Here is a 17,529-nt window from a genome sequence, read left to right as displayed (position 1 = left end):
CTGCTTTAGGAAGAGCATAGGGAACCAGAAGGGGGGCGACCAGATCGAATGCCCGATAACGGTGACAAAAGCGTGAGTGCCGAGGGCCTTGCCGCGGCTGCCAGCAAGGCGTCGAAGGGCGGGCTGCCGCCGGTGCATCTGTGGAACCCGCCCTATTGCGGCGAGATGGACATGCAGATCCGCGCCGACGGGACATGGTGGCACGAGGGCACGCCCATCGGCCGCCCCGCGCTGGTCCGGCTGTTCGCCTCGATCCTGAAAAAAGAGGATGACCGCTTCTTCCTGGTCACCCCGGTCGAGAAGGTCGGCATCACCGTCCAGGACGCGCCCTTCATCGCCGTCGATGCCGAGATCGCGCCCGACCGGATCGAGTTCACGACCAATATCGGCGACAGCGTCGTCACGGATGCCGAAAACCCGATCATCCTGCGCGGCACCGATCACGAACCTCGCCCCTATGTGCATGTGCGCCGCGGCCTCGAGGCGCTGATCGACCGCAAGACGTTCTACCGCCTTGCCGCGGCGGCGCAGCCGGGGCCGGATGGCAGGCTGGGCCTGCATTCGGGCGGCGCGTTCTTCCCGTTGGAGACGTGATGCCGCGTTTCGCCGCGAACCTGACGATGCTCTTCACCGAGATGCCCCTGCCCGCCCGCTTTGCCGCCGCGGCCGAGGCGGGCTTCAAGGGTGCCGAGGTGCTATTCCCCTATGACACCGCCGCGCCAGAACTGGCACGCGCCTGCAAGGCCGCGGGGCTGGATTTCGTGCTGCTGAACGCGCCGCCCCCGAACTGGGCCGGAGGACCGCGCGGCTTCGCGGCGATCCCCGGCCTCGAAGAACGTTTCCGCCGCGACTTCGAACGCAGCCTGCGCGTCGCGCGGGCGCTGCAGGCGCGGCACATCCACATCATGGCCGGCAAGGCCGAGGGCGACGACGCGATGGAGACCTTCGTCGCGAACCTGTCCTGGGCGGCCGAGCGTGCGCCCCATGCCAGCCTGACGATCGAGCCGATGAACCTGCAGGACAACCCCGGCTATTTCCTGCACGATTTCGACACCGCGATCGAGGTTCTGGACCGGATCGGAGCGCCCAATCTGGGCCTGCAGTTCGACAGCTATCACGCGCAGCGGATCACGGGCGACGGGTTGGCCGCGTGGCGTAGGCTCGCGCCCTATGTCCGTCATGTGCAGATCGGGCGTTCGGGCGACCGCCACGAACCGGTGGGCGGCGATTTCGACCACCCCGCCTTCTTCGAGGCGCTGGACGAGCACGGCTACAAGGGGTGGGTCAGCGCGGAATACGTGCCGGAACGCAACACCGAAGCGGGTCTTGGGTGGCTGAACGGGGGCTGATCTGCACCGGATGCGGGAACCCCGCGCGATCCTGCGTCGTTTCGCCAGCAGATGTCAGAATGCCGCAGAGGGCGGCGACCCCGAAGAACCAGCAGGAGCCAAGCTTATGAATTCCATCATCTATATCGTCGGCCTCGTCGTGATCGTCCTGTTCATCCTGTCCTTCCTGGGCCTTCGCTGAACGACGACCCTTCAGACGGCACTGCACAGAATACGGGCGCCCCGGTGGCGCCCGTTCGCATTTGTGACGTTTTCCGCAACACGTGGCGGCATTTCATTTGCGTACTGGTAATGGGGCCTCTTATCGGCTAGGGCCAGCCGCGAAGCGCAAGGAAGGCCCCTTATGGATATCCGCAACATCGCAATCATCGCCCACGTCGACCACGGCAAGACCACCCTGGTCGACCAGCTGTTGAAGCAATCCGGGGCGTTCCGCGAGAACCAGGCCGTGGCAGAACGCGCCATGGACAGCAACGACATCGAGCGCGAGCGTGGGATCACCATTCTCGCCAAGGCGACCTCGGTCGAATGGAAAGGCACGCGCATCAACATCGTCGACACGCCGGGCCACGCCGATTTCGGCGGCGAGGTCGAGCGCATCCTGTCGATGGTCGATGGCGTCTGCCTGCTGGTCGATGCCGCCGAAGGCCCGATGCCCCAGACGAAATTCGTGACCTCGAAGGCGCTGGCGCTTGGCCTGCGTCCCATCGTGGTGCTGAACAAGGTCGACAAGCCCGCCGCCGAACCCGAAGAGGCGCTGAACGACGTGTTCGACCTGTTCGCCAACCTCGGCGCCAGCGACGAGCAGCTGGACTTCCCCCATCTCTATGCCTCGGGCATCGGCGGGTGGTGCGATGACAGCCTGGAAGGTCCGCGCCAGGACATGTCGGCCCTGTTCGACCTGATCCTGAAGCATGTCGAACCGCCGAAGCAGGTCGAGAAGGCCGACGAGCCGTTCCAGATGCTGGCGACCACGCTTGGCGCCGACAACTTCCTCGGCCGCCTGCTGACCGGTCGTGTCGAGGCCGGCCGCGCCAAGGCCGGCGACACCGTCAAGGCGCTGTCGCGCGACGGCCAGCGGATCGAACAGTTCCGCATCAGCAAGGTCCTGGCCTTCCGCGGCCTGACCCAGCAGCCCATCGACGAAGCCGTCGCCGGTGACATCGTCACGCTGGCCGGCATGGCCAAGGCGACCGTCGCCGACACCATCTGCGCCCCCGAGGTCGAGGCCGCGATCCCCTCGCAGCCGATCGATCCGCCCACCATCAGCGTCACCTTCGGCATCAACGACAGCCCGCTGGCCGGTCGCGACGGCAGCAAGGTCCAGTCGCGCGTCATCCGCGAGCGTCTGATGAAAGAGGCCGAATCGAACGTCGCCATCAAGATCGAGGACACGCCCGGCGGCGAGGCCTTCGTCGTCTCGGGTCGCGGCGAACTGCAGATGGGCGTCCTGATCGAGAACATGCGCCGCGAGGGCTTCGAGCTGTCGATCAGCCGTCCGCGCGTGATCTTCGGCGAAGAGAACGGTGAGCGTATCGAACCGGTCGAGGAGGTCATCATCGACGTCGATGACGACTATACCGGTGTCGTGATCGAGAAGCTGACCGGCGACCGCAAGGGCGAGATGGTCGACATGCGCCCCGCAGGCGTCGGCAAGACCCGCATCGTTGCCCATGTGCCCTCGCGCGGCCTGATCGGCTATCACGGCGAATTCATGACCGACACGCGCGGCAACGGCGTGCTGAACCGCATCTTCCACGGCTGGACCCCCTTTAAGGGCGCGATCCAAGGCCGTCGCCAGGGCGTCCTGATCAGCATGGAGGACGGCGTGTCCGTCGCCTATGCGCTGTGGAACCTGGAAGATCGCGGCAAGATGTTCATCGGCTCGCAGGAGCAGGTGTATCAGGGTATGATCATCGGCGAGCACTCGCGCGACAACGACCTAGAAGTGAACCCGCTGAAGGGCAAGAAGCTGACCAACGTCCGCGCCTCGGGCACCGACGAGGCCGTCCGCCTGACGCCGCCGGTCCGCATGTCGCTGGAAGAGGCCATCGCCTATATCAATGACGACGAACTGGTCGAGGTGACCCCCAAGAACATCCGCCTGCGCAAGCGGTTCCTGGACCCGCACGAGCGCAAGCGCCAGGCACGCAGCGACGCCTGATCACGCGATAAAAATTGCGGCCCGATCATTATCGGGCCGCAATTCCTGATCTGTCCATTTGGACAGATCGCACATTCTCACGCATTCGTTATACTTTATTATTCGGGACCCGCTGTTCCGAGAATTAATTATTGATAATTGCGCAACCGTCGGTTGAACTTTCCCAAGGTTTGCACACATATCGAAGCCTACTGTTTTTACGCGTTCCCTGTTCGACCAGTCGAAAATATGACCCCGTCAACAAGGTCTTGATGCGATGGACGTCCTGAATTCCTCCAAGTCCCCCCTGGGGCTGCATGAACGCGCGATCGAGGCTGCCCTCGATCTGCTCGACAACATGCAGTCGATCACGCCGGGCATCTCCGACGTGGCCGAGACGCTGGATTGCGACGAGGCTCGTCTGCGCAACCTTTTCGGGTCGGATAACGGGCTGCTGATCGCGGCGGTCGAACAGGCGCTGATCCTGTTGATCGACGCATGCACGAAATCGACGGTGCGAGTCGATCCCAATGATCCGGTCGCGCAGTTCACCGCGATCGGCGACGCCTACCTGGCATGGGCCGACGCCCATCGCGCGCAATTCCGCCTGATGTCCGACGAAAGGCTGATGGCGGTCCTGAAGGAGCCGCGCCTGCGCCGCTATCTGGATGCGCTGGCCGAGTTGATGAAGCGCCTGCTGAAGCGCGCGCGCGACAACGGACAGCTGCATCCCAAGGAAGATATCGACATGATGGTCCTGTCCTCGCGCTGCTTCGCCTATGGCATGGCGCGGATGATCGTGGACGGGCGGATGCAGGAATGGGCACCGGGGCATGATCCGCTGGACATCGCCAAGGCCCTGACGCGCGACTTCGTCCGCCGCATGGCCAGAAGCAGCGTGCCGCAGTCAGTCTAGGGATTAGGCCCTTTCGGACACGCTACGCTTGAGGTATCCCCTTGACCAAACACGTTGGACGAGGGCGAAACTGATGAAGGCGAAGCCGTGACCGATTACATCATCAAGGATATCGCGCTGGCCGATTACGGCCGCAAGGAACTGGACATCGCGGAAACCGAGATGCCGGGCCTGATGGCGCTGCGTGCCGAATACGGCAACGAGAAACCGCTGAAGGGCGCCCGCATCGTGGGCAGCCTGCACATGACCATCCAGACCGCCGTTCTGATCGAGACGCTGGTCGATCTGGGCGCGGATGTGCGTTGGGCCTCGTGCAACATCTATTCGACGCAGGACCATGCGGCGGCGGCCATCGCGGCCTCGGGCGTGCCGGTCTTTGCGATCAAGGGCCAGTCCCTGGCCGAGCATTGGGACTATCTGGATCGCTCGTTCCAGTTCGAGGACGGCCCGAACCTGATCCTCGACGATGGCGGCGACGCCACGCTGTACGTGCTGCTGGGCGCACGCGCCGAGGCGGGCGAGGACATCATCCCCGTCCCGGAATCCGAGGAAGAGGAAGTCGTCAAGGCGCAGATCCTCAAGCGCATGGCGCAGTCGCCCGGCTGGTTCACCAAGACCCGCGACCAGATCCTGGGCGTGTCCGAGGAAACGACGACCGGCGTGCACCGCCTGTACGATCTGCAGAAGAACGGCCAGCTGCCCTTCCCCGCGATCAACGTCAACGACAGCGTCACCAAGTCGAAATTCGACAACAAGTACGGCTGCAAGGAATCGCTGGTCGACGGCATCCGCCGCGCGACCGACGTGATGATGGCCGGCAAGGTCGCCGTCGTCTGCGGCTATGGCGATGTCGGCAAGGGCAGCGCCGCCAGCCTTCAGGGCGCCGGCGCCCGCGTGAAGGTGACCGAGGTCGATCCGATCTGCGCCCTGCAGGCCGCGATGGACGGGTTCGAGGTCGTGACCCTGGAAGAGGTCGCGGGCACCGCCGACATCTTCGTCACCACCACCGGCAACCGCGACGTCATCCGCATCGAGCATATGCGCGAGATGAAGGACATGGCGATCGTCGGCAATATCGGCCATTTCGACAACGAGATCCAGGTCGCCAGCCTACGCAACCACAAATGGACCAACGTCAAGGACCAGGTGGACATGATCGAGATGCCCTCGGGCAATCGCATCATCCTGCTGAGCCAGGGCCGCCTGCTGAACCTCGGGAACGCGACGGGGCACCCGTCCTTCGTGATGTCGGCAAGCTTCACCAACCAGGTTCTGGCGCAGATCGAGCTGTGGACCAAGGGCGACGACTACAAGCCCGGCGTCTACATCCTGCCCAAGCATCTGGACGAGAAGGTCGCGATGCTGCACCTGGAAAAGGTCGGCGCGAAGCTGTCGAAGCTTTCGAAGGAACAGGCCGACTATATCGGCGTTACGCCCGAAGGCCCGTTCAAATCAGATCATTACCGGTACTGATACATATGACCGAATATTCGCTCTTCACCTCGGAATCCGTGACCGAGGGCCATCCCGACAAGATCGCAGACCAGATCAGCGACGCCATCCTCGACGCCATCCTGGCCGAGGATGCGCGCGCCCGCGTCGCCTGCGAGACCATGGTCAAGACCGGGGTGGCGATCATCTCGGGCGAGATCACGACCAGCGCATGGGTCGATCTGGAATCGATCGTGCGCGGCGTCATCAACGATATCGGCTATACCAGCAGCGATGTCGGCTTCGACGGCGCCACCTGCTCGGTCATCAACATCATCGGCAAGCAGTCCCCCGAGATCAATATCGGCGTGGACCGCGAAAGCCTCGAGGAACAGGGCGCGGGCGATCAGGGCCTGATGTTCGGCTATGCCTCGGATGAGACCGACGTGCTGATGCCGGCGCCGATCACCTATGCGCACCGCCTAGTGGAACGCCAGTCCAAGATGCGCCGCGACGGCACGCTGTCCTGGCTGCGCCCGGATGCGAAATCGCAGGTCACGCTGCGCTATGGCGCGGATGGCCGCCCCGAGGGGATCGACGCGGTCGTGCTGTCCACGCAGCACAATCCCGATATCGGCCTGAACGACCTGCGCGAGGCGGTGATCGAGGAGATCATCAAGCCGGTCCTGCCCTCGGAATGGCTGTCGGCGGATACGAAGTACTTCATCAACCCCACCGGCAAGTTCGTCATCGGCGGTCCGGTCGGCGATTGCGGCCTGACCGGGCGCAAGATCATCGTCGACAGCTATGGCGGCATGGCCCGTCACGGCGGCGGAGCGTTCTCGGGCAAGGATCCGTCCAAGGTCGATCGCAGCGCCGCCTATGCCGGTCGTTGGGTTGCCAAGAACATCGTGGCTGCGGGCCTTGCCAGCCGCTGCGAGATCCAGGTCAGCTATGCCATCGGCGTGGCGGAACCGACCTCGATCAGCCTCAACTGCTTCGGCACTGAGACCGTCCCGGTCGACAAGATCGTCGCGGCCGTGCGTGAGGTGTTCGACCTGCGCCCCTTCGCGATCATCCGCGAACTGGACCTGCTGCATCCGATCTATCGCCCGACCGCCAGCTATGGCCATTTCGGGCGCGATCCCTATGCGCTGAACGGCGGGACCGCGTTCAGCTGGGAACGCACCGACAAGGCCGAGGCACTGAAGGCCGCGACCACCTGATACCGAAAGGCCGCCCCTCGGGGCGGCCTTTTCTGTTCAGCCGTACAGCTTCTTGGCGCGATCCTCGAACGCGCGGACGATGCGCGACATGGCCTCGGTGAAGACCACGCCGATCAGCCGCTGCAGGATCATGTTCTTGAACTCGAAATCGACGAAGAACTCGACATGGCAGCCCCCGTCCGGGCGGTCCACGAAGGTCCAGCCGCTGCGCATGTACTTGAACGGGCCGTCCAGATACTCGGTGTCGATCTTCAGCATGCCGTCCTGATTGCGTGGCCACAGGACGACGCGGCTGCCGAAGCGTTCGCGGAACACCTTGAAGCTGATGACCAGATCGGCCGCGATCTCGGTCGCGCCGTCGGGGCGTTCGTGACGCGACCGGATGCGCGCCGCGCTGTTCCAGGGCAGGAACTGCGGATAGCTTTCGATATCGGCCACCAGATCGAACATCTGCTGGGCGGTATAGGGAAGGTTGCGGCTGTCTTCGGTATGCGGCACGGGCGAGGCTCTTGAGTTTCGAGGCAGGCTCTGGTTCGTTTCCGGAAGCACTTAGCAGGCAGGGGCCGCGATGAACAACATGATCTGGCTTCTGCGCGCGGCGAAGTGGGTTCGCAGGCCGCCAAGCGCAAGAATGGTCAAGCTGGTCTTCGGCATCATCGCAGCCGGGGTGGCACTGCTGCTTCTGGAAAAGCTGGGATGGTGGCCCGAATGGGCCACGATGGACACGAAGCGCCCCCGCATCCCGCGCTGATCAGCGACGGGCCTTCACGCGGACGGGTTCGCGGCGCGGCAGCCCCAGATGGGCGGTGATGCCGAAGGCGGTCAGCAGGCCGAGAAGGCCGAGGATCGTCGTCATGTCGCTCTCCTGTTCCTCTGTCAGACTTGGTTACGGCGTCCTGACCGAGAATGTGTCACATTGTCTCATATCGCCCGAGCGGAAGCCCTGAAGGAACCATGTCTGGCGCTGCTCGGCCGTTCCGTGGGTAAAACTGTCGGGCATCGGTGTGGTTCCGGCACTGGACTGGATCACGTCGTCGCCCACCGCATGGGCCGCGCCCAATGCCTCCTGGATATCGCCCTGCTCCAGCGTGCCGAAGCGGTCCTGCGCCCGGCGCGCCCACAGCCCGGCATAGCAGTCGGCCTGCAGTTCCGCACGGACCGAGATCTGGTTGGCGCGTGTCTCGGACCCCTCGGAGCGGGCGCGGTTCACGGCGGACAGCACGCCCGTCAGGTTCTGGACATGGTGCCCGACCTCGTGGGCGACGACATAGGCAGCGGCGAAATCGCCGCCCGCGTTCATCCGCTCGCGCATCAGGTCGAAGAAATCGGTATCGAGATAGATCTTGCGATCGCCGGGGCAATAGAACGGACCCATCGCCGATGACGCCCCGCCGCATGCCGACTGCACGACGCCGCTGAACAGCACCAGCGTCGGATCGGCATAGGCCATCCCGGCCTGTTCGGGCAGCGTGGAGGCCCAGATCTCCTCGGTATCGGCCAGCACGACCGAGACGAACTCGCCCCATTCCTGATCCTGCCGGTCCAGGGGCGCACCACCGCCGCCGCCGCCCACGATCGGGCTGACGTCGATCCCGAAGAAATACCCGACCGCAAGGACGACCAGCATGCCGCCAAGACCCAGGCTGCCCGCCCGCGCCCCGCGCGAGCCGCGCCGATCCTCGATATTGCCGCTGCCGCGTCTGCCACGCCACTTCATCGCTGCGCCCTGCATAAATCCGATCAACGCACCATCACAGCCTTGCGACATGGGCGCAAGATGCTTGACCTTCGAAGGCCCAGACCGGATGCAGGACCAAAAGTTACGAGGGATTGTTCATGCTGCGCAGGCTTTACGACTGGACGATGGGTCTTGCCGCCCACAGGCACGCCGATACGGCGCTGTTCTCGGTCAGCTTCATCGAAAGCTCGGTCTTTCCGATCCCGCCGGACGTGCTGATGATCCCGATGGTGCTGGCCAAGCGCGCACGCGCATGGATCATCGCCGGGATCGCGACCCTGGGCTCGGTCCTGGGGGCGCTGCTGGGCTACTGGATCGGGGCGCTGCTGATGGACAGCATCGGCCAGTGGGTGCTGAACCTCTATGGCAAGCAGCATGCCTATGACACGCTGGCGGCGCAGTTCGCGGCGCATGGCGGCTGGGCGGTCCTGTTCGCGGCGCTGACGCCCTTCCCGTTCAAGGTCATCACGATCTTCTCGGGGGCGGTCGGCTTCTCGTTGCCGCTGTTCATCCTGACCTCGATCCTGGGGCGCGCGGGGCGCTTCTTCATCGTGGCGGGGCTTCTCTATCGCTTCGGCCCGCCGATCCGCGACTTCATCGAGCGGCGGCTGGGCCTTGTCTTCACCATCTTCATGCTCTGCCTGATCGGCGGCTTCGCAGCTCTGAGGTTCATGTGACCGGATATCGACTCTCCATCCTTGCGGGCGCCGGATCGGCGCTTCTGCTGATCGCGGCGCTTGGTTTCCAGGCCGCCGGCTATGCCCCGTGCGAATTGTGCATCCTGCAGCGCTGGCCGCATGTCGCGGCGGTGGCGGTCGCGGTCCTCGTGTGGCTGACGGGCCGCGTGCGCGCGCTGGCCGTGCTGGGCATGATCGCTGCCGGTGCCGCGATGGGGTTCGCCATCTTTCATGTCGGCGTCGAGATGCAGCTCTGGGACGGGCCGCAGCACTGCTCGGGCAGCGTGGGCGATTTCGCCCGCATGTCCACCAGCGACCTGATGGAGCGGCTGCAATCCGCCCCCGTCACCCGCTGCGACGAGGTTTCCTGGAGCTTCCTCGGCATCTCGATGGCCGGATGGAACGCGATCCTGTCGGCAGGGCTGGCCGCGATCTGGGCAACGGCTGCGATGCGCGGCGGTCGGGGGCGCTGAGAAGCCCCTGATTCCGCACGCGCGATTGCCCCGCGCGTCGTGCTCGGCTATACGGAACTTCGACTAGATCTTGAGGAAGACCCGTGGCCGACACCCCAGAAGACGATCTGCCCGAAACCCCTGAGAACGGCGAGGAAGGCGGGACCGAGACCCGCCTCGTGATGCATCACGACGGCCCCATGATCGACATCTCGTCCGAGATGCGCACGTCCTATCTGGACTATGCGATGTCGGTCATCGTCAGCCGCGCGATCCCCGATCTGCGCGACGGCCTGAAGCCGGTGCATCGCCGCATCCTCTATGCCATGAACGAGACCGGCAACACGGCCGACAAGGCCTATCGCAAGTCGGCCCGCCCGGTGGGCGACGTCATGGGCAAGTACCACCCCCACGGCGACAGCGCGATCTATGACGCGCTGGTCCGCATGGCGCAGGACTTCTCGATGTCGCTGCCGCTGCTGGACGGCCAGGGCAACTTCGGTTCGATGGACGGCGATCCCCCCGCCGCCATGCGCTACACCGAGGTGCGCATGGACAAGCCCGCGAACTTCCTGCTGATGGACATCGACAAGGAAACCGTCGATTTCCAGGACAATTATGACGGCAAGGACCGCGAACCGACCGTCCTGCCCGCGCGCTTCCCAAACATGCTGGTCAACGGCGCGGGCGGCATCGCGGTCGGCATGGCCACGAACATCCCGCCCCACAACCTGGGCGAGGTCGTGGACGCCACGCTGGAACTGATCGCCGATCCCGACCTGCCGACCGAGCGCATCCTCGAGATCATCCCCGGGCCGGACTTCCCGACCGGCGGCCTGATCCTGGGCCGTTCGGGCGCGCGCAAGGCCTATCTGGAGGGCCGCGGCAGCGTCATGGTCCGCGCCAAGCACCATATCGAGGAGCCGCGCAAGGACCGCTTCGCCATCGTGCTGGACGAGATCCCCTATCAGGTGAACAAGGCCAGCCTGATCGAGAAGATCGCCGAGCTTGCGAAGGAGAAGAAGGTCGAGGGCATCTCCTCGGTCCAGGACGAATCCGACCGCACGGGCATCCGCGTCGTGATCGAGCTGAAGCGCGACGCGACGCCCGATGTCGTGCTGAACCAGCTGTTCCGCTTCACGCAGATGCAGACCAGCTTCGGCTGCAACATGCTGGCGCTGAACGGCGGTCGCCCCGAACAGCTGAAGCTGCGCGAGTTCCTGACCCACTTCATCAGCTTCCGCGAGGAAGTCGTCGCCCGCCGCACCGCGTTCGAGCTGCGCAAGGCGCGCGAGCGCAGCCATGTCCTGTGCGGCCTGGCCGTCGCCGTCAGCAATGTCGACGAGGTCGTGGCCACCATCCGCAGCAGTGCCGATGCCGCCGAGGCCCGCACCCGGCTGATGGAACGTCGCTGGCCGGCCCACGAAATCGCGGAATACCTGCGCCTGATCGACGACCCGCTGCACCCGGTCAACGATGACGGCACCTACAACCTGTCGGAAACGCAGGCCCGCGCCATCCTGGAACTGCGCCTGCAGCGCCTGACCCAGATCGGCGTCAAGGAAGTCACCGACGAGCTACAATCCCTGGCCGAGGCGATCCGCGAATATCTTGCGATCCTCGCCTCGCGCGACCGGATCATGGGCATCATCTGCGACGAGCTGCGCGAGGTGAAGGAGCTGTTCGCCGTTCCGCGCCGCACCGAGATCACCGAATGGTCCGGCGACATGATGGACGAGGACCTGATCGAGCGCGAGGACATGGTCGTCACCATCACCTCGGGCGGCTATATCAAGCGGACGGCGCTGGCCGAGTTTCGCGCGCAGCGGCGCGGCGGCAAGGGCCTGTCCAGCATGGCCACCAAGGAGGACGACGTCGTCACGACGCTGTTCGTCGCCAACACGCACACCGAACTGCTGTTCTTCACGACCGACGGCATGGTCTATCGCCTCAAGACCTGGCGCCTGCCGCTTGGCGGGCGGACCGCGCGCGGCAAGGCCATCGTGAACATCCTGCCGATCGACGGCGGTGTCAGCATCGCGGCACTGATGCCCGTCGACGCCCCCGAGACCGAGTGGGAGAATTACCAGGCCGTCTTCGCCACCTCCGAAGGCGATGTCCGCCGCAACGCGCTGTCGGATTTCACCAACGTGAAATCCAACGGCAAGATCGCGATGAAGCTGCCCGAGGACGTCAGCCTGATCGGTGTCCGCATGGCCACCGAAGAGGACGACGTGATGCTGATGACCGCCGCAGGGCGCGCCATCCGCTTCCCCACCACCGCCGTCCGCGTCTTCAAGGGCCGCGACAGCACCGGGGTCCGCGGCATCCGCCTGGCCGAGGGCGACGAGGTCGTCAGCATGTCGGTCATCCGCCACTTCGCGGCCGAGCCCTCGGAACGCGCCGCCTATCTGAAGATGCGCCGCGCGGTCGCGGGTGCGCTGGATGACGGCGCCGAACCCGACGAGGACGAGGACGCCGCCCCCGAGGGCCAGATCAGCCAGGAACGCTATGCCGAGATGTCGGCCGCCGAGGACATGATCCTGACCATCACCGCCAAGGGCGCGGGCAAGATCAGCAGCAGCCACGACTATCCCGTGCGCGGTCGCGGCGGTCAGGGCGTCATGGGGATGGACAAGGCCATGCGCGGCGGCGCGCTGGTCGCCAGCTTCCCCGTCGATCCCGACGACCAGATCATGCTTGCGACCTCGACCGGGCAGTCGATCCGCGTTCCGGTGGATGGCATCAGCTTCCGCTCGCGCAGCGCGGGCGGGGTGCGGGTCTTCAACACCGCGCAGGGCGAATATGTCGTCTCGGTCGCGCGGATCGCGGAACAGGGCGTCACCGATCCCCTTGTCGACGAGGCCGACGAGACCGAGGACTGATACAATCACCCGATCCCGAACACCGGGATCGGGTTTTTCAATGAACGAGGGCCGCATTGGAGCATTCTAACGAAACCGTCCTGCGCGAACGCCTGCAGACGGGTTTTCTTGGCCTCATCGCCTTTTCGCTGCTGCTGATCATGCTGGTGCAGGCGCGGTTCATCCTGATCTCGCTTGCCATCGCGATCATCCTCTTCTCGCTGACATCGGACGCGATCCACGCGATCTCGACCCGGCTGAAGGTCGCGAAATGGCTGGCCACGACGCTGGCGCTGATCGGGATCGCGCTCGGGCTTCTGTGGATATCGACCACCATCGTGGCGCAGGTCAACGAGATCGTCTTCATCGCGATCACCTATGCCGAACAGGCGCAGGCCGCCCTGCCCGCCCTGACCGAGCGTCTGGGCCCCGAGGCGCAGGAGCGGATCATGACGGCGCTGACGAATTTCAATATCACGGGCTGGATCCGGTCGCTGGCGGGACAGGCATCGGGCATCCTGTCGGGCAGCGTCCTCGTGATCCTGTTTGTGGGCTTCATGTTCGCCGAACAGGTCTGGTTCCCCGTCAAGATGGAGCGTCTGACCGGCGACAGCGTCAAGGCCGTGCAGGCACGCCGCATCATCGCCTCGATCATGCATCGGGTGAACCGCTACCTGGTGGTCAAGACCGGCGTCAGCGCGGTCACCGCGGGCATCGTCTGGCTGATCTTCCGCACGATGGGGCTGGAGCTGGCGACGGCGGTGGCGATCCTGACCTTCATCCTGAACTTCATCCCCTCGGTCGGGTCGATCGTCGCCACGGTCATCGCGATCATCCTGGCCTTCGTGCTGTCGGGCGACACCACCGTGACGCTGGCCATCGCCGTCCTGTGCTCGGCCACGCAATTCCTGATCGGCAACGTGCTGGACCCGATGCTGCTGGGCCAGACGCTGCGGCTGTCCAGCTTCGGGATCATCCTGTCGCTGGCCTTCTGGGGCGCGGTCTGGGGCGTGCCGGGGATGTTCCTGGCGGTTCCGATCATGGTGGCGCTGATGATCGTCTGCGCCCATATCCCCTGGCTGCGCACGGTCGCGGTGCTGTTGTCACGCGAGGGGCTGCCCGACGACGGCAGCGGGGACGAGGAAGCGACCCTCGCCAAGGCATGAAAAAAAGGGCGCCCGATATGGGCGCCCTTCTTCGTTTCCCGGACCTGGAACCTAGCGTCCGTCGCCATCCATGTCGTCGCTGTCGGGCAACGACCGCGCGACCTCGGACAGCGCCTCGCTCTTGGCGGGCGGGGTCGTGGCGGCGGCGGGCTTCTGTTCGCCCTGCAGCGCTTCGGGGTTGCGCAGCCAGATGTCGCGCTGCGCGAACGGGATCTCGATTCCGGCCTCGGCGAAGCGGCGCACCACCTCGTGCAGCAGGTCCGAGGTCACGCCAAGGCCCGTGCCCACATCCGCAAGGATCGCGCGGATCTCGAAGTCCAGCGAATCCGCGCCAAGGCCCCGGAACAGGACCGCGGGGGGCGGGTCGATGCTGACCAGCGGGTGATCCTCGACCACCTCGCGCAGGATGTTCTCGACCTTGCGGGTGTCGGTGCCATAGGCGACGCCGACCGGCACGATGATCCGGCCGACCTTGTTGTGGCGGGTCCAGTTGGTGACCGGCTGGCTGATCAGATCGCTGTTCGGGACGATGACCTCGGTCTTGTCGAAGGTCTCGACCTGGGTCGACCGGACCGAGATGCGCTTGACGATGCCCTGCTGGCCACCCGCGCTGATCCAGTCGCCCACGCTGACCGGACGTTCGATCAGCAGGATGATGCCGGACACGAAGTTCGACACGATGTTCTGCAGACCGAAACCGATACCGACCGACAGCGCACCTGCGACGATGGCCAGCGACGACAGGTCGATCCCTGCCGAGGTGATGGCCATGATCGCCGCCAGCACGATGCCGACATAGCCCAGCCCCGACACCAGGGCGTTCTGACCGCCCGCATCCAGCTTGGTCTTGGGCAGGATCGAGTTGCGGAATGCGCCCTGGATCCCCCGCGTGACGACATAGCCGATGGCGAAGACGATCAGGAAGGTCAGGATCGAACCCGGCGACAGCGTGATCCCGCCAAGCGAGATCCCCTCGCGGAAGGCGACCCAATACTCGGCCAGTTCTTCGCCCGAGGCGCCCCAGATCATCAGGAAGACCGGCACCGACAGGATGACCAGCGCAAAGCCGATCAGCAGCGGAGCAAGCCCGTCGCGCGCACCCTCGGCCCCGCGCTGCAGCATGTTGAACAGGTCCGCGATGAAGTCCTGCAGCAGGATCAGCAGCGCGATCAGCGCCAGCGAATACAGCCAGGGCCAGACCATCAGGTTGCCGAAGTTCACGAAGCCAGCCGCGATGGCCACGACCGCAAGCGGCGCGACGATACGCGTCAGCGACCCCGCCCACGCCACGATATAGTGGCGATAGCTGAGATCCTGGCTGCCGGAATCGCGCGGGATGCGACGCAGGATGTTGCCAAGGCGGAACATCACCAGCGCCGTGATCGTCACCACGACCAGGTGCCAGACACCCGCCGCGCCTTCGCTGAAGGCGACGGGAACGCGGCCCACCTGAACCTCGCCCTGCTCATACAGGCCCGACAGCGGCAGCACCGCGCGGGACAGGATGAAGTGCAGCGCCATCAGCCCCGCCAGCGCATTGACCCAACGGCCCGCGCCAAGGCGCGCGTTCTCGGTCATCTGCAACGAGGTATAGGCGATGGCCTGACGCGGGAACATCGCGCGCGACAGCCAGATGCCGCCGAACAGGATGACTGCCGCGACCGGAAGCGCGTTCAGGAAGGGCGTCGTCCAGGGTCCGGGCAGCCCGGTCGCCTTGATCGCGCTGATCCCCAGATAGATGCCCAGCATCGGCAGCGCGATCTGCCCGAGCGAGACGACGAATGCCAGAACCGCACGCGAATAGTCCGAGGCCCGTGCCGACAGGCGGGACGGCAGGCTCTCGATCCAGTTGCGCCCAAGCGTCAGGATCAGGGCCGCCGCGACAAGATACAGCAGCACCTTCGGCAGGTTCGGGCGCAGGTCCTCCCACACTTCGTCCGAGGCATCACTGCCCGAGACCTCGCCGCCGACACCCTCGATCAGGGCGACCCCGTCGGTCGCCGCATCCGCCCAGCTGGTGGGCAGCAGGGGCGAGGGCGACTGCTTCGTCAGCTCCAGCGCGGCGCGTTCGCGCGTGATCTCGTCGATGCGGGCGATGATCGCGCTGGCGCGGGATGCGGCCTCGTTGGCGGCGATGCGCGGTGCCTGCGCCTCGGACAGCTGTTCGTTCAGCTGTTCGCGACGGTCGGCGACGCTGGCATCCTCGGTCTCGCCCTCGGCGGGTTCCGCGCCAAGCGCGTCGATCTGGTTGCGGATCATCGAGATCCGGTCGCCATTTACGTCCTCGGCGCGGTGCAACTGCTCGCGCCAATCGACCAGTTCATCGCGCAGCTTGCCCAGCTCGGCATTGGTCGCCTGCGGGTCCGATACGACCTGTTCGGCCTTTTCTGCGGTTTCGTTCCACTGTTCGTAATCCGGCGCCTGCCCTTGCTGGGCAAACGCCGGGACAGCGCAGACAGTCATGATGGCCAGTAGGATCGTGGCCAAGAAATGTCGCATGTGGTCCTTCAGCCTTCGAATACTTGCGGAAGATCGGGCGCACCACGTTCCAGCCAATCGGGGACCGGCAGGTTCTTGGAGCGCAGGAATTCCGGGTTGAACAGCTTCGTCTGGTAACGCGTGCCGTAATCGCAAAGGATGGTGACGATCCGGTGGCCCGGACCCATTTCCCGTGCCATGCGGATCGCACCCGCGACGTTGATCCCCGACGAGCCGCCAAGGCACAGCCCCTCGTCCTTGAGCAGGTCGAAGACGACGGGCAGCGCCTCGGCGTCGGGGATGCGCCAGCTGTAATCGGGGGTGAACCCTTCGAGGTTCGCGGTGATGCGCCCCTGCCCGATCCCCTCGGTAATCGAGCTGCCGGGGCTGTCGAACTCGCCCGTGGTATAGAAGGAATGCAGTGCCGCGCCCTCGGGGTCGGCAAGGCCGATCTTGACGCCCTTGGGCTGCAACGCCTCGGCGATGCCCGCCAGCGTGCCGCCGGAACCGACCGCGCAGACGAAGCCGTCGACCTTGCCCTCGGTCTGTTCCCAGATCTCGGGGCCGGTCGTTTCGACATGAGCCTGCCGGTTGGCGACATTGTCGAACTGGTTCGCCCAGATCGCGCCGTTCGGCTCGGTCCTTGCCAGTTCCTCGGCCAGGCGACCCGAGTAGCGGACATAGTTGTTCGGGTTGCGGTAAGGTGCCGCCGGAACTTCGACCAAGGTCGCACCGGCCAGCCGCAGCATGTCCTTCTTCTCCTGGCTCTGGGTTTCGGGGATCACGATGACGCTGCGAAAGCCCATCGAGGCGCCGACAAGCGCCAGCCCGATGCCGGTATTGCCCGCCGTCCCTTCGACGATGGTGCCGCCCGGGCGCAGCTGGCCGCGCGCGATGGCATCCTTGATGATGAACAGCGCGGCACGGTCCTTGACCGACTGGCCGGGATTCATGAACTCGGCCTTGCCGAGGATTTCGCAACCGGTTTCCTCGCTGGCGCGTCGCAGGCGGATCAACGGGGTGTTGCCGATGGCGTCGGCGAGGTCAGAGCAGATACGCATGGCGATACGGCATCCCTTCGTGATTGTT

General features: G+C 65.2%; 16 protein-coding genes. 12 read left to right on the top strand and 4 right to left on the bottom strand.

What is annotated here, in order from left to right:
• Positions 1 to 48 precede the first annotated feature (48 nt).
• The 7 genes from F804_RS0110005 (at position 49) to metK (ending at position 7,065) form a co-directional block, all read left to right on the top strand.
• Positions 49 to 594 carry a DUF1285 domain-containing protein gene (locus F804_RS0110005; protein WP_022707612.1) on the top strand — a complete coding sequence of 182 codons (546 nt, stop codon included), beginning with the start codon at positions 49 to 51 and terminating at the stop codon, positions 592 to 594.
• A complete protein-coding gene (locus F804_RS0110000) occupies positions 594 to 1,349 on the top strand; it encodes a hydroxypyruvate isomerase family protein (RefSeq protein ID WP_022707611.1) in 756 nt (251 codons plus the stop codon). Before F804_RS0110005 ends, F804_RS0110000 begins: the two co-directional genes overlap by 1 nt.
• Positions 1,350 to 1,359: 10 nt before the next feature.
• Positions 1,360 to 1,530: a hypothetical protein gene (locus F804_RS17375; protein ID WP_022707610.1), complete on the top strand. Its 171-nt coding sequence runs from the start codon at positions 1,360 to 1,362 to the stop codon at positions 1,528 to 1,530.
• Between the two features lie 162 nt (positions 1,531 to 1,692).
• A complete protein-coding gene (typA, locus tag F804_RS0109990; protein ID WP_022707609.1) occupies positions 1,693 to 3,513 on the top strand; it encodes a translational GTPase TypA in 1,821 nt (606 codons plus the stop codon).
• Between the two features lie 256 nt (positions 3,514 to 3,769).
• A complete protein-coding gene (locus F804_RS16965) occupies positions 3,770 to 4,408 on the top strand; it encodes a TetR/AcrR family transcriptional regulator (RefSeq protein ID WP_022707608.1) in 639 nt (212 codons plus the stop codon).
• Between the two features lie 87 nt (positions 4,409 to 4,495).
• Positions 4,496 to 5,881, top strand: coding sequence for an adenosylhomocysteinase (ahcY, locus tag F804_RS0109980; protein ID WP_028725846.1), 1,386 nt, complete (start codon positions 4,496 to 4,498; stop codon positions 5,879 to 5,881).
• Positions 5,882 to 5,886: 5 nt separating this feature from the next.
• Positions 5,887 to 7,065 carry a methionine adenosyltransferase gene (metK, locus tag F804_RS0109975; protein WP_022707606.1) on the top strand — a complete coding sequence of 393 codons (1,179 nt, stop codon included), beginning with the start codon at positions 5,887 to 5,889 and terminating at the stop codon, positions 7,063 to 7,065.
• Positions 7,066 to 7,101: 36 nt separating this feature from the next.
• On the opposite strand, the gene F804_RS0109970 is transcribed toward metK, so the two are convergent.
• Positions 7,102 to 7,563 carry a type II toxin-antitoxin system RatA family toxin gene (locus F804_RS0109970; RefSeq protein ID WP_022707605.1) on the bottom strand — a complete coding sequence of 154 codons (462 nt, stop codon included), beginning with the start codon at positions 7,561 to 7,563 and terminating at the stop codon, positions 7,102 to 7,104.
• Positions 7,564 to 7,642: 79 nt separating this feature from the next.
• Between F804_RS0109970 and F804_RS0109960 the strand changes: the two genes are divergently transcribed.
• Positions 7,643 to 7,816, top strand: a complete 174-nt coding sequence (locus tag F804_RS0109960; protein WP_342662160.1) for a hypothetical protein — start codon at positions 7,643 to 7,645, stop codon at positions 7,814 to 7,816.
• Positions 7,817 to 7,951: 135 nt separating this feature from the next.
• Here F804_RS0109960 and ypfJ read toward each other — a convergent pair whose 3' ends face one another.
• Positions 7,952 to 8,782, bottom strand: coding sequence for a KPN_02809 family neutral zinc metallopeptidase (gene ypfJ / locus F804_RS0109950; protein WP_022707602.1), 831 nt, complete (start codon positions 8,780 to 8,782; stop codon positions 7,952 to 7,954).
• Between the two features lie 119 nt (positions 8,783 to 8,901).
• Here ypfJ and F804_RS0109945 point away from each other — a divergent pair, with 119 nt between their 5' ends.
• The 4 genes from F804_RS0109945 (at position 8,902) to F804_RS0109930 (ending at position 13,962) form a co-directional block, all read left to right on the top strand.
• Positions 8,902 to 9,480, top strand: coding sequence for a YqaA family protein (locus F804_RS0109945; protein ID WP_022707601.1), 579 nt, complete (start codon positions 8,902 to 8,904; stop codon positions 9,478 to 9,480).
• A complete protein-coding gene (locus F804_RS0109940; RefSeq protein ID WP_022707600.1) occupies positions 9,477 to 9,953 on the top strand; it encodes a disulfide bond formation protein B in 477 nt (158 codons plus the stop codon). The genes F804_RS0109945 and F804_RS0109940 overlap by 4 nt, the downstream gene beginning before the upstream one ends.
• A gap of 161 nt (positions 9,954 to 10,114) precedes the next feature.
• Positions 10,115 to 12,817: a DNA gyrase subunit A gene (gene gyrA, locus F804_RS0109935; protein WP_051142357.1), complete on the top strand. Its 2,703-nt coding sequence runs from the start codon at positions 10,115 to 10,117 to the stop codon at positions 12,815 to 12,817.
• 56 nt (positions 12,818 to 12,873) lie between these two features.
• Positions 12,874 to 13,962 (top strand): AI-2E family transporter, encoded by a 1,089-nt coding sequence (locus F804_RS0109930; RefSeq protein WP_022707598.1) that lies wholly within the window; start codon positions 12,874 to 12,876, stop codon positions 13,960 to 13,962.
• A 51-nt stretch (positions 13,963 to 14,013) separates the two neighbouring features.
• Here the strand turns inward: F804_RS0109930 and F804_RS16195 are convergent, their stop codons facing one another.
• Positions 14,014 to 16,425: a DUF3772 domain-containing protein gene (locus tag F804_RS16195; protein ID WP_245540343.1), complete on the bottom strand. Its 2,412-nt coding sequence runs from the start codon at positions 16,423 to 16,425 to the stop codon at positions 14,014 to 14,016.
• A gap of 44 nt (positions 16,426 to 16,469) precedes the next feature.
• Positions 16,470 to 17,501 (bottom strand): cysteine synthase A, encoded by a 1,032-nt coding sequence (locus tag F804_RS0109920; RefSeq protein ID WP_022707596.1) that lies wholly within the window; start codon positions 17,499 to 17,501, stop codon positions 16,470 to 16,472.
• Positions 17,502 to 17,529 lie beyond the last annotated feature (28 nt).

Source organism: Paracoccus zeaxanthinifaciens ATCC 21588 (genome assembly GCF_000420145.1).
GTDB classification, from domain to species: domain Bacteria; phylum Pseudomonadota; class Alphaproteobacteria; order Rhodobacterales; family Rhodobacteraceae; genus Paracoccus; species Paracoccus zeaxanthinifaciens.
The sequence above is the reverse complement of the archived record's forward strand: the minus strand, read 5'-3'. Positions and strand labels throughout refer to the sequence as shown.